Origin of the sequence: Gymnodinialimonas sp. 202GB13-11 (genome assembly GCF_040932485.1) — a bacterium.
In the GTDB taxonomy this organism is placed as follows: domain Bacteria; phylum Pseudomonadota; class Alphaproteobacteria; order Rhodobacterales; family Rhodobacteraceae; genus Gymnodinialimonas; species Gymnodinialimonas hymeniacidonis.
In genome coordinates, this window is record NZ_JBFRBH010000001.1 from 722,935 (window position 1) to 734,504 (window position 11,570).

The 11,570-nt window shown below is 61.0% G+C and carries 11 protein-coding genes; 7 read left to right on the plus strand and 4 right to left on the minus strand.

Translation table 11 applies throughout. The features are described 5' to 3' along the window. Both V8J81_RS03675 and V8J81_RS03680 read right to left on the minus strand, forming a co-directional pair. Positions 1-1,287 carry a homoserine dehydrogenase gene (locus tag V8J81_RS03675; RefSeq protein ID WP_368474396.1) on the minus strand — a complete coding sequence of 429 codons (1,287 nt, stop codon included), beginning with the start codon at positions 1,285-1,287 and terminating at the stop codon, positions 1-3. A gap of 76 nt (positions 1,288-1,363) precedes the next feature. Continuing rightward, positions 1,364-1,612, minus strand: coding sequence for a hypothetical protein (locus V8J81_RS03680; RefSeq protein ID WP_368474397.1), 249 nt, complete (start codon positions 1,610-1,612; stop codon positions 1,364-1,366). 77 nt (positions 1,613-1,689) lie between these two features. On the opposite strand from V8J81_RS03680, the gene V8J81_RS03685 reads away from it, so the two are divergent. Continuing rightward, positions 1,690-2,280 carry a TetR/AcrR family transcriptional regulator gene (locus tag V8J81_RS03685; protein ID WP_368474398.1) on the plus strand — a complete coding sequence of 197 codons (591 nt, stop codon included), beginning with the start codon at positions 1,690-1,692 and terminating at the stop codon, positions 2,278-2,280. On the opposite strand, the gene V8J81_RS03690 is transcribed toward V8J81_RS03685, so the two are convergent. After that, positions 2,281-3,324 carry a fatty acid desaturase gene (locus tag V8J81_RS03690; protein ID WP_368474399.1) on the minus strand — a complete coding sequence of 348 codons (1,044 nt, stop codon included), beginning with the start codon at positions 3,322-3,324 and terminating at the stop codon, positions 2,281-2,283. It abuts the gene before it with no gap. 246 nt (positions 3,325-3,570) lie between these two features. On the opposite strand from V8J81_RS03690, the gene V8J81_RS03695 reads away from it, so the two are divergent. From V8J81_RS03695 to V8J81_RS03705, 3 genes are all read left to right on the plus strand, one after another. Next, positions 3,571-4,170, plus strand: a complete 600-nt coding sequence (locus V8J81_RS03695; RefSeq protein WP_368474400.1) for a TetR/AcrR family transcriptional regulator — start codon at positions 3,571-3,573, stop codon at positions 4,168-4,170. Positions 4,171-4,253: 83 nt separating this feature from the next. Continuing rightward, on the plus strand, positions 4,254-4,940 hold the full coding sequence (locus V8J81_RS03700; RefSeq protein ID WP_368474401.1) for a PspA/IM30 family protein: 687 nt from the start codon (positions 4,254-4,256) through the stop codon (positions 4,938-4,940). Positions 4,941-4,970: 30 nt separating this feature from the next. Beyond that, entirely contained in the window at positions 4,971-5,246 is a 276-nt protein-coding gene (locus tag V8J81_RS03705; RefSeq protein ID WP_368474402.1) for a hypothetical protein, read from the plus strand. A gap of 84 nt (positions 5,247-5,330) precedes the next feature. Here the strand turns inward: V8J81_RS03705 and glyA are convergent, their stop codons facing one another. After that, positions 5,331-6,626 carry a serine hydroxymethyltransferase gene (gene glyA / locus V8J81_RS03710; protein ID WP_368474403.1) on the minus strand — a complete coding sequence of 432 codons (1,296 nt, stop codon included), beginning with the start codon at positions 6,624-6,626 and terminating at the stop codon, positions 5,331-5,333. Positions 6,627-6,832: 206 nt separating this feature from the next. On the opposite strand from glyA, the gene V8J81_RS03715 reads away from it, so the two are divergent. The 3 genes from V8J81_RS03715 (at position 6,833) to V8J81_RS03725 (ending at position 11,563) form a co-directional block, all read left to right on the plus strand. Further along, positions 6,833-7,600 (plus strand): NAD kinase, encoded by a 768-nt coding sequence (locus V8J81_RS03715; protein ID WP_368474404.1) that lies wholly within the window; start codon positions 6,833-6,835, stop codon positions 7,598-7,600. Between the two features lie 81 nt (positions 7,601-7,681). Beyond that, the gene (locus tag V8J81_RS03720; protein WP_368474405.1) at positions 7,682-9,958 is read left to right on the plus strand and encodes an NADP-dependent malic enzyme; all 2,277 of its coding nucleotides are present in this window, start codon (positions 7,682-7,684) and stop codon (positions 9,956-9,958) included. Between the two features lie 81 nt (positions 9,959-10,039). After that, on the plus strand, positions 10,040-11,563 hold the full coding sequence (locus tag V8J81_RS03725) for a response regulator (RefSeq protein ID WP_368474406.1): 1,524 nt from the start codon (positions 10,040-10,042) through the stop codon (positions 11,561-11,563). The last annotated feature ends 7 nt before the right edge of the window (positions 11,564-11,570 follow it).

An 11,570-nucleotide genomic window follows, 5' to 3' on the forward strand; every position in this document is an offset into this window, starting at 1 on the left:
TTAGACGTCCTCGATCCTGAGCGCCACCGGATCGCCTGCGACGACGGACGTGGCGGGCAAGGCGGCCAGGGCGGCATCCAGATCGGGGCGCGCGGCTTTGTGGGTGATGATGAGGACGGGCGCATTGCCGCCTTCGTGGTCATACTGGCGCATCCGGTCGATGGAGATACCGTTTTCGCCAAGCGCCGTGGCGACTTTGGCCAGCGCGCCGGGCTTATCCAGCAGGTCCATACGCAGGTAGAAGCAGGCGGGGCTTTCGGCATTGGCGGGCGTAGCCTCAACGAGAGTATCGGCGGGCTGGCCGAAGACCGGCAGGCGTAGGCCACGGGCAATATCGCAGATGTCGCCCATGACGGCGGAGGCTGTGGGCCCTTCGCCCGCGCCCGGGCCGCGTAGCACGATCTGTTCCACGGCGTCGCCTTCGATGACGACCATGTTGGTGCCGCCGACAAGCTGGCCCAAGGGCGAGGTAGCAGGGACAAGGCAAGGGGTCATGCGCTGTTCCAGCCCTCGGCCGGTCATTTGTGCGACGCCCAAGAGTTTGATCTTGTAGCCCAGATCGCCCGCGCGGCGGATATCGTCGATGGAGACGTTTCCGATCCCTTCAAGGCGCATGTTGTGGAAGGCAACCTTCGTGCCGAACGCGATGGACGCGAGGATGGAGAGCTTGTGGCCTGCGTCGATGCCGCCCACGTCGAGGTTCGGGTCGGCTTCGAGATAGCCCAGGCCGTCTGCCTCATCGAAGGCCTCCTGATAGCTGAGGTTGGCCTCGTCCATGCGGGTCAGGATGTAGTTACAGGTGCCGTTCATCACGCCCATGACGCGGTCGATGCGGTTGCCCGCGAGCCCTTCGGTCAGGGATTTGATAACGGGGATGCCGCCCGCGACGGCGGCTTCATAACGAAGCGCCGCGCCGTGGCCTTCAGCCAATTCGGCAAGCGCCTGCCCATGGTGAGCCAGCATGGCCTTGTTGGCGGTGACGACATCCTTTCCTGCCTTCAGCGCGGCTTCGGTGGCGTCCTTGGCGGGGCCTTCATCGCCGCCCATCAGTTCGACGAAGAGGTCGACATCATCGCGAGTAGCGAGCGCTACGGGGTTGTCTTCCCATGCGTAGGAATCGAGGTTCACACCGCGATCCTTGTCCTTGGAGCGGGCGGAAACGGCGGAGATGGTGATGTCGCGGCCGGTGCGCGCCGACAGCAGGCGCGCCTGCCGCTGTACGATCTTCACGACGCCGACGCCAACGGTGCCAAGCCCGGCGATGCCAAGACGAATGGGGTCAGTCATTGCGGGATCTCCGGGCGTGGTTGGTAATGCGAGGCCCGTTTAACGGCAATGCTGGAGGGCTGCAACGCGGCTGAGATCAGAGCTGTAAACTCCGCAGCCAGTTTGCGCGGCGGCGCAGGTCGGCTGCGCGAGCCTCAAGGCTAAGCCCCTCGGTTGCGGCGACGCGCGGGGCGTCGGCATCGGCCTGCGCCAGCAGTGGACCGATTGGAACAAGTTCCGGGAAGCCGGAGGCCTGAGATTGCGCCGTCAGACGATGGTCGAGATCAGGCATGCCCGGCCCGCAGGCGGCAGGTATGAGGCAGAGGAGGAGGGCGGCAGCTCGCATAGGCCGGACGGTAACGCGGGGCTGCATGGCAAGTCCAGATGCCTTGAATTGAACAGGCGTTCAGATAATGTCGAAGGATGGCTAGAACCCAAGGCTCCCACGCTGGCACGACCGGCCCCAAGGTCCGCGACGCAGCCCTGCGGCTGTTCGCGCGGCATGGGTTTGCGGCGGTTTCCATGCGCCAGATCGCGCGGGAGGTCGGGGTGCAGGCGGGGGCGTTGTACCTTTATACGCCCGATAAGCAGACGCTGTTGTTCGAGCTTATGCGCGACCATCTGGAGGATTTGCTGGCCGATTGGCAGGCGCCCGAGGGTGGGGCGGCGGCGCAGTTGGAGCATTTCGCGCGCCATCACATCGCCTATCACCTCGACCGGCCCGATCTGGTCTTCATCGCCTATATGGAGCTGAGGAACCTGAGCCCGGAGAATTTCGCGATGATCGAGGGGTTGCGCGGCGACTACGAGGACCGGTTGGAGGCGATCTTGCAGGCGGGTGTGGCCGAAGGTGCGTTCGATGTGCCTGATACGAAGTTGGCGACGATGGCGGTGATCTCGATGCTCACAGGCGTCACAACTTGGTTCCGCGACGGCGGGCGGCTGTCGCGGGGGGATGTCGAAAACATATACTGGGACATGGTGCGCAAGGCGGTGATGTCCGGCGGGGCGTGATTACTCCGCCGGGACAACGGGTTGCGTGGCCGTGTCTTTCGGGAAGGGCACGAGCCGTCCCTGATCCTCATCCCAGAGCTTCAGGGTGAACGACCGGAACGCCTCCATCCAGCCGATGGTCTGGACTTCATACTTCTCACGCAGGGCCAGATGGCAGACGCGCAGACGGTAGGAGGGGATGTTAGCGTTGAAATGGTGGATGTCGTGGTAGGTGATATTGGCGACCGCGAAGTCGAAGAGCCAGCCGAGATTCAGCGCCGATGAGCCCTGCAACGCGGCGCGGGCCGGGTTGAGGTCGGGCTTTCGATCCCACCATGTGTCCTCGAAATTGTGCTGCAGATAGACGAGGAACACGCCGATACAGCCCGCCGCGAAGACAGTGCCTGCATAGATGATGAGGCCCGGTGTCCCCGCCAGCGCCCAGATCAATGCGACCCATGCGACCAAGGCCGCATTATGGGCAAGCACCTGCAACGGTGCAATGCGGGCGGCGTTTTTTGGCCAGCGATAGGCGAACACATACGTGAACAGCCCGCCCACAGGGATCATCAAAAGCGGGTTGCGATAAAGGCGGTATTGCAGCCGCTTCCAGAACCCGGCTTCATTCCATTCCTGCACGGTCATGGTGAAAATCTCGGTCGTCTCGCGCTCATCAAGATTTCCGAGATGGCTGTGGTGCTGATTGTGATTGTACCGCATCACGGCGAACGGTGTCAGCGTAAAGACACTGCTGGCATGGCCCGCCAGCGCATTCAGGCGGTTGGTCGAGAAAAACGAGTTATGGCCCAGATCGTGCTGGATCACGTATAGCCGCACGCCGGCGAACGCGTTGATGATGATCAGCGGCACAACCAGCCACCATACTGGCCAGGCCTGAACGGCCAACCAAAGTGTCAGAATATACGCCGCAAATGTGCCAAAATAGCTGAGCGACGCGAGGCGATCATCGCGCTTTGTCCAGTCACGGGTAAAGCGCCGAATCTCGCGTTCAGCCTCTTTGCGGTAGTTCGGTGTGATCTCGGGAAGGGACGAAGGTGCGTGCATTGGTCCGGTCCAGGTCGTGAAAAGGTGTTCTTTCTCAGGCGTTTGCTCGATGGGTGTCGTTTGTCTGATCTTTGAAATCTTGTATTGATCGGATTTAGTATGCTTTTTCGGTTTCGCAATCTGACATTCCTGTCTTTTTTCGACAATAAGCTTCACGCGCAAACATCTAAACCGGTGGAAAACCGCAGTCTTTCCCCACTTGAAAGCCCATGGTAAGCGGTTGAACGGCGTTCAGAGGGGATTGTGATGGCAGGCAAAGTAGAGGCGCGCAAAGCGGCCTTGCGAGAAAAACTGGTGGACCTTGCCGAGGCACAGATCGAGGCGGAGGGCCTTGCGTCGCTGCGCGCGCGCGATCTGGCGAAAGAGGCGGGATGCGCCGTCGGCGCGATCTACAGCCACTTTGATGATCTTCATGCCCTGACCTTGGAGGTGAATGGCCGGACGTTCATTCGCTTGGGCGCGGTTGTGGGCGCGGCCGTGGAGGAGGCGGAGGGCAAAGCCCCGAACGAACGCCTGATTGCGATGTCCCACGCCTATCTGGGATTCGCGGCGGACCATCCCAAGCTTTGGCGCGCATTGTTTGACGTGCAGATGAGCAGCGATGGGCCAGTGCCCGAATGGTACAGTGCCGCGATGATGCGGCTGTTTCGGTTCATCTCGGAGCCGCTGGCCGAGATTTTCCCGGATTTCGATGGGCGTGAATTGGATCTTATGACACGCACCTTGTTCTCAAGCGTGCACGGAATCACGCTTTTGGGCCTTGAGAACCGCATTTCGGGTGTGCCGGGTGAACAGTTGCGCACCATGATCCGCTTGCTTTTGGAGCAGGTCGGGCAAAAAAACTGAACATCGTTCAAAAAAGTTCTTGAACATCGTTCACGAATCTCCTACATCCAATTTGTGAACGTTGTTCAATTTTGGAGAAGACGATGTTGAGAACCCTGACCACGCTGTTCGATGGAGCGAATGCCCGCGCTGAAGAGCGTCTGCGCGATCACTTCTGCATTGAATTGATTGACCAAAAAATCCGTGAGGCCGAGGCGAGCCTGAAGGCTGCCAAATTTTCGCTGGCCTCGCTTATTCAACGCGAACGCTCGGAAAGCCGCCAGGTTGTGGCGCTGGAAAACCGGATCAGCGACCTTACGGGGCGCGCAACTGCGGCCTTGGCCGATGGGCGGGAAGACCTCGCGACGGAAGCTGCAGGTGCCATTGCGCAGCTTGAGAATGAGCTGACCCTGCGGCGTGAAACGGTGCGCCGGTTGGAAACCCGTATCCTGCAATTGCGGCAGTCCGTTGAGGCGGCCAATCGCCGGATCATTGATCTGAAACAGGGTGCCATCGCCGCCCGTGCAGCCAAGAAAGAGGCCGATATTCAGAAGCGTCTGGGCCGCCATGTGGCGCAGGACACGGCCTTTGAAGAGGCTGAGGCGATGATCCAACGCGTGTTGAACCGTGATGATCCCTTCGAGCAGAGCCAGATCCTGAAAGAGATCGACCACGGGCTCGACCGCGCCGACATGGCCGATCGCCTTGGCGAAGCGGGCTATGGCGACCCGACGAAATCCACCGCTGCAGACGTGTTGAGCCGTCTGCGTGCACAAACCGACAGCAAGTAATCAAACGACCTGAACGAGGAGATCTGAACCATGTTTGAGAAGCATCACAACCAACTGATCCTGAACGTTAACTTTCTGGGCGTCGCCATGTCCTACGGCCTGCTTGGCTTGTCGCTGTGGCTGTCGACGGATATCCCTCTTGCCACGAAAGGATATTGGGCGATGGGTATCTTCCTGCTGACGCTGAGCCTTGTGAATGTGGTCAAGTACCGCTTCGACATGCGGCTTGATGAGGACCGGTTGAAGCGAATCGAGGATGCCCGGAACGAGAAGATGCTGGAAGAGGCGATCAAAGAGGCCGCCTGATCCGAGAGCCCCACAAAAAGAAACCGCCCCGGCAGATGTCCGGGGCGGTTTTCATTTATTTCAGTGTGTCGCTGGGAAAGCGGCTTAGAGGTCCGGGTAGATCGGGAACTTGTCGCAGAGCGCCTTCACCTCGGCGCGGACCTTGGCCTCAACCTCACCATTTCCGTCCTCGCCATTGGCGGCCAGACCATCGACCACTTCGACAATCCAATCCGCGATCTGACGGAACTCTGGCTCGCCAAAGCCGCGGGTCGTGCCAGCCGGGGAGCCGAGGCGGATGCCCGAGGTAATCATCGGCTTTTCGGTGTCGAACGGGATGCCGTTCTTGTTGCAGGTGATGTGCGCGCGGCCGAGAGCTTTCTCGGTGGCGTTGCCCTTTACGCCCTTGGGGCGGAGATCGACCAGCATCAGGTGCGTATCGGTGCCGCCGGTGACGATGTCGAGGCCACCTTTCATCAGCTGATCGGCCAAAGCCTGCGCGTTGGCGATGACCTGGGTCTGGTACTCCTTGAAGCCGGGGCGCAGCGCTTCGCCGAAGGCCACGGCCTTACCGGCGATCACATGCATCAGCGGGCCGCCCTGAATGCCGGGGAAGATGGCGGAGTTGCACTTTTTCGCAATCGCCTCATCATCCGTGAGGATCATGCCGCCACGGGGCCCGCGCAGGGTTTTGTGCGTGGTGGTGGTGGCGACATGGGCGTGCGGGAAGGGCGAGGGGTAGTGGCCCGAGGCTACTAGGCCCGCAAAGTGGGCCATGTCGACGAGGAGGTAGGCACCAACACTGTCGGCGATTTCGCGCATCTTGGCGAAGTCGATGACGCGCGGGATGGCGGAGCCGCCGGCGATGATCATCTTGGGCTGGTGTTCAGCGGCGAGTTCGGCAACCTGATCGTAATCAAGCTCAAGGTCCTGCTGGCGAACGCCGTATTGGATGGCGTTGAACCATTTGCCCGACTGGTTCGGCTTGGCGCCGTGGGTCAGGTGGCCGCCTGCGTCGAGCGACATGCCAAGGATCGTATCGCCAGGCTGCAGAAGCGCCTGGAAGACACCCTGATTGGCTTGGGAGCCGGAATTGGGCTGCACGTTGGCAAAGCCCACGTTGAAAAGCTGCTTGGCGCGGTCGATGGCCAGATCTTCGGCAATGTCGACATATTGGCAGCCACCGTAGTAGCGGCGGCCCGGATAACCTTCCGCGTATTTGTTCGTCATCACGCCGCCTTGGGCTTCCATAACGGCGGCGGAGACGATGTTTTCGGACGCGATCAGTTCGATCTCATCACGCTGGCGGCCAAGCTCCTGCCTCGTGGCGGCAAAGATCTCTGGATCGCGGGATTCGAGGCTTTCGGTGAAGAAACCATCGTCTCGGTGCGGGGCGTTCATGGGCGGCTCCTCCTGCCATGATGATCTGGTCGTTGGGGAGCGATGTAGGGCAAATGCCGGTTTGGGGAAAGAGTATAAAGCGGCGCTGCGCCCTTGTTTTGCGGCATGTTTTGGTATGCCACGGGATGCCGATTGCCGATCGGAACTTGTGTTTCCGATAGGTGCGCGCGATGGTCCGGGCACGGTTTGACGGAAGGGACGGGGCCATGCCAGCCGCGCGCAACATCGCCTTTTTGGCCTCGGACACGGCGCTAGCACAGCAGGCCAAGGCGACGCTTGAGGCGCGCTATGGCGCCTATGCACCGGACGAGGCAGATGTGATCGTGGCGCTTGGCGGGGATGGTTTCATGCTGTCGACCCTGCACGGCACGCAAGCCTTGCCCGCACCGGTTTACGGAATGAACCGAGGCACCGTCGGCTTCTTGATGAACGAATATTCCGAAGATGGGCTGATCGCGCGACTGGAAGAGTCCGAAGAGGCGGTGATCAACCCCCTGAAGATGCGCGCCGAATGTGTGGATGGCAGCACGGTTGAGGCGCTGGCGATCAACGAGGTGAGCCTGCTTCGGGCCGGGCCGCAGGCAGCGAAGCTTCGGATATATGTCGATGGCAGGCTGCGCATGGATGAGCTTGTCTGCGACGGCGCGTTGGTAAGCACGCCTGCGGGATCGACAGCGTACAATTACTCCGCCCACGGTCCAATCCTGCCGATTGGCGCGGATGTGCTGGCGATGACGGCAGTTGCCGCGTTCCGCCCACGGCGCTGGAGAGGAGCGTTGTTGCCGAAAAAGGCATTGGTGCGCATCGAGGTGGTGGAGGCCGCGAAACGCCCGGTGATGGCCGATGCAGACAGCCGGTCGGTCAAAGCGGTGGCAGCGGTTGAGATCCAGTCTGAGCCGGAGATCGAGCATCGCATCCTGTTTGATCCCGGGCACGGGTTGGAAGAACGCCTGCTACGCGAACAGTTCCAGTAGGGGCGAAGGTGTCGCAGGGCAGGGTACATAAAGCGGCGCTATAGACCGTTTAACGTTAAACTATCTTGGGAGGGATGGCGCATGAGCGAAGACAAACGGGACGGTTTGCGCGACGCAGCGCTGCACTACCACGAAAACCCGCGGCCCGGGAAACTTGAAATCCGTGCCACCAAACCGCTGGCCAATGGCCGCGATCTGGCGCGTGCCTATAGCCCGGGTGTGGCTGAAGCCAGCCTTGAAATCAAAGCCGATGCGGCCAATGCAGCGCGCTACACGGCACGCGGGAACCTTGTGGCGGTTGTCTCAAACGGGACGGCCGTTTTGGGCCTTGGCAATATTGGGGCGCTGGCCAGCAAGCCGGTGATGGAAGGCAAGGCGGTCCTGTTCAAGAAATTCGCTAACATTGATTGCTTCGACATCGAGGTGAATGAGTCGGACCCGGAAAAGCTGGCCGATATCGTCTGCGCGCTGGAGCCAACTTTTGGCGCGATCAACCTCGAAGACATCAAAGCGCCAGATTGTTTTATCGTTGAACAAATATGCCGGGAGCGAATGGGTATTCCGGTCTTCCATGATGATCAGCACGGCACGGCGATTGTGGTGGGTGCGGCAGCGACCAATGCGTTGCATGTGGCGGGCAAACGGTTCGAGGACATTAAGGTTGTTTCGACCGGTGGCGGCGCGGCGGGGATTGCCTGCCTCAACATGCTGCTGAAGCTGGGTGTGCGGCGTGAGAATGTCTGGCTGTGTGATATTGACGGTTTGGTTTACGAGGGGCGTGGAAATTCGACACCGCAGAAGGATGCTTATGCGCAGGGCTCAGATGCAAAGGGCTTGGGCGATGTGATCGAAGGGGCGGATCTGTTCCTCGGCCTTAGCGGGCCAGGGGTTCTGACGCCTGAGATGGTGGGCAAGATGGCAGAACGCCCGATCATTTTTGCGCTTGCCAACCCAACACCTGAGATCTTGCCAGACGATGCGCGCGCGGTGGCGCCCGACGCAATCATCGCCACGGGGCGCAGCGATTTTCCCAATCAGGTCAACAATGTGCTGTGCTTCCCGTTCATCTTCCGTGGCGCGCTGGATGTGGGCGCGACCGAGATCAATGACGAGATGCAACTAGCCTGTATCGACGGGATCGCGGCGCTGGCGCGGGCCACGACCAGCGCAGAGGCGGCGGCGGCTTATAAGGGGGAGCAGCTGACGTTCGGGGTCGATTACCTGATCCCGAAGCCGTTTGATCCGCGCCTCATGGCAGTGGTGGCGGGCGCTGTGGCGGAGGCTGCAATGACCTCGGGCGTGGCGACGCGGCCGTTGGAGGACGTGGGGGCGTATCGCGCGAAGCTGAACGAGTCAGTCTTCAAATCGGCGCTGATCATGCGGCCTGTGTTTGAGGCCGCAGCGACGGCGAAACGCAAGATCGTCTTTGCTGAGGGCGAGGATGAACGCGTGCTGCGCGCAGCGCAGGCGATGGTGCAGGAAACGACCGATGCCCCGATCCTGATTGGGCGTCCGGAAGTCATCGACGCTAGGATTGAGCGGGCGGGCCTTGTGATCCGGCCGGGGCAGGACTTTGAGTTGGTGAACCCTGAAAATGATCCCCGCTATCGGGATTATTGGGAGACGTATCACCGGCTTATGGCGCGTAAGGGGGTGTCGCCAGATCTGGCGCGCGCAATCATGCGCACGAACACGACTGCGATTGGGGCGGTCATGGTGCAACGTAGTGAGGCTGACAGCCTGATATGCGGGACGTTCGGACAATACCTCTGGCACTTGAACTATGTCTGCCAAGTCCTTGGTACGGAAGAATATCATCCGGTCGCGGCGCTGAGCCTTGTGATCTTGGAAGATGGCCCGCTTTTCATCGCTGACAGCCAGATACACCCCACGCCCACACCGCAGCAAATCGCGGAAACAGTAGTGGGGTGCGCGCGCCACATCCGGCGTTTCGGGGTGGAGCCTAAGATCGCGCTGTGTTCGGGCAGTCAGTTCGGCAACCTCGACAGTGACAGCGGGCAGCGGATGCGGGCGGCGTTGGATCTGCTCGACAGCGAATTGCGTGATTTCGTCTATGAGGGTGAGATGCATGTCGACAGCGCGCTGGACCCAGAATTGCGGGCGCGCGTCTTCCCGAATTGCCGCCTTGAGGGTAGCGCCAATGCGTTGGTCTTCGCCTCGACTGACGCGGCGGGGGCGACGCGCAATATCCTAAAGACTAAAGCCAACGGGCTGGAGGTTGGGCCAATCCTGATGGGGATGGGCAATCGGGCACATATCGTGACGCCTTCGATCACGGCGCGGGGCCTGCTCAATATCTCCGCCTTGGCGGGCACACCTGTCAGTCTCTATGGCTGAGCGGACTCAGACGCGCGGTAAAGTGCGTGCCTGCCCGCTTTTTCCTTAGCTCGGCTGTGGGCACGGGCGCATACTGGGCCCATGAAACCACCTTTGAACGATCCTGATGCAGGGGCAGACGGGGGTGAGACGGCAGGTGACGCCGCCTTGCCGCGCACGATCAGGCACCTGTCCCACGATATTCGCGCCGCCATGTCGGACGTGATTGGGGGCCTGCGCCTGGTGGATCTGCGGCGGCTTGATCCGCAGACGCAAACCCAGTTGCAGCGTGTGCGGGCGGCGGCGGATATTTTGGCCTCGCTCGTGGATGATGCCTTGTTTGCGGCGTCTGGCGAAAGCCCGATGACGCGTGATGCTGGGCCCGTTGAATTGGAGCCTTGGCTGGCCAGTCTGTTGCATCGCTGGCAGGGGCAGGCGGCGGAACAGGGGCGGGCTTTGCATCTGGTGCGACATGGAGAACTGCCGGATTGGCTGGATGTGCAGCCTGTTGCTCTGACGCGGGTGGTGGGAAACCTGGTCAGTAACGCGCTGCGTCATGTGTCGGATGGTGGCGTTAGCGTGCATGTCCGCGCGGAAGAGGATGGCGGGGTGTCGATCAGCGTGCGCGATGAAGGGCCTGGCCTTCCAGATGTGGTTCTGGATTGCGGCGTGGTTCAGGGGGCGAGTGAGGGTTCGGGCCTTGGGCTGAAGATTGCGAGGGAACTGAGTAGTTCAATCGGTGGAGTGGTGCGCCTTGAGAATATGGATATTGGCGCGTGTGCGACCTTGGTTTTGGGCCCGGAACTGGTGCTGGGGCCGGGTGCGGCCGGGCATGATCGACTGATGCCGGACCTGAGTGCGCTGGATATCCTGGTGGCTGAGGACAATCAGACAAATCAGGCGATCCTGCGCCATATGCTAGATAGAATGGGCGCGCGGACGCGGTTTGTGGGGGACGGGCGCGCGGCGCTGACTGCGTTGCAACAGACGGTATACGATATAGCCTTGCTAGATATCGAGATGCCCGAATTGTCGGGCCTTGAGGTCATGGAAGCGGTGCGCGCGATGGATGGGCCGGTGGCCGCTATGCCTTTGGTTGCGATCACGGCCTATGTGCTACGCGACAACCGAGAAGCGATTTATGCCGCCGGAGCCGATGGAATTATTGGCAAGCCCGTGGCCTCAGCCGAAGATCTGGGCCATGCCATCCTGCGCCATGTCGGCAATGCGGCGCAGGACATTCTGGAAAGCGCCCCGGGCCTGACCGGGTCTGCGTTGCTGGACAATGATCGGATGGACCGCCTGTTGAAAGCTGCAGGGCCGGATGAAAGTGCAGAGTTGTTGGCCCGGCTGGAGGAAGACTTGGGCGTGACGCTGGCCACAATGACAGAGGCGTTCGCTGCGCAGGATGCCAATGAGCTGCGCGCGCAGACCCATATCCTGATCGCGATTTCGGGCGCTGTGGGCGCCGACAGGCTTTGCCACAACGCCGAGGCCCTGAATATTGCGGCCAAGCGGAAGTCATTTGATCGGTTTGAGGCGCTGTTTCACCCCATCAAGGCCGATCTGAATGCCCTGATCGCAGAAGTGGTGCGCTTGCGCACGGAGCACCCTGCACAGGCGTGATGGCTTG

Excerpts from the sequence above, each read along its gene's own strand:
- V8J81_RS03675 (WP_368474396.1), bottom strand. The coding sequence starts at position 1,287 with ATGACTGACCCCATTCGTCTTGGCATCGCCGGGCTTGGCACCGTTGGC.
- V8J81_RS03680 (WP_368474397.1), bottom strand. The coding sequence starts at position 1,612 with ATGCGAGCTGCCGCCCTCCTCCTCTGCCTCATACCTGCCGCCTGCGGG.
- V8J81_RS03685 (WP_368474398.1), top strand. The coding sequence starts at position 1,690 with ATGGCTAGAACCCAAGGCTCCCACGCTGGCACGACCGGCCCCAAGGTC.
- V8J81_RS03690 (WP_368474399.1), bottom strand. The coding sequence starts at position 3,324 with ATGCACGCACCTTCGTCCCTTCCCGAGATCACACCGAACTACCGCAAA.
- V8J81_RS03695 (WP_368474400.1), top strand. The coding sequence starts at position 3,571 with ATGGCAGGCAAAGTAGAGGCGCGCAAAGCGGCCTTGCGAGAAAAACTG.
- V8J81_RS03700 (WP_368474401.1), top strand. The coding sequence starts at position 4,254 with ATGTTGAGAACCCTGACCACGCTGTTCGATGGAGCGAATGCCCGCGCT.
- V8J81_RS03705 (WP_368474402.1), top strand. The coding sequence starts at position 4,971 with ATGTTTGAGAAGCATCACAACCAACTGATCCTGAACGTTAACTTTCTG.
- glyA (WP_368474403.1), bottom strand. The coding sequence starts at position 6,626 with ATGAACGCCCCGCACCGAGACGATGGTTTCTTCACCGAAAGCCTCGAA.
- V8J81_RS03715 (WP_368474404.1), top strand. The coding sequence starts at position 6,833 with ATGCCAGCCGCGCGCAACATCGCCTTTTTGGCCTCGGACACGGCGCTA.
- V8J81_RS03720 (WP_368474405.1), top strand. The coding sequence starts at position 7,682 with ATGAGCGAAGACAAACGGGACGGTTTGCGCGACGCAGCGCTGCACTAC.
- V8J81_RS03725 (WP_368474406.1), top strand. The coding sequence starts at position 10,040 with ATGAAACCACCTTTGAACGATCCTGATGCAGGGGCAGACGGGGGTGAG.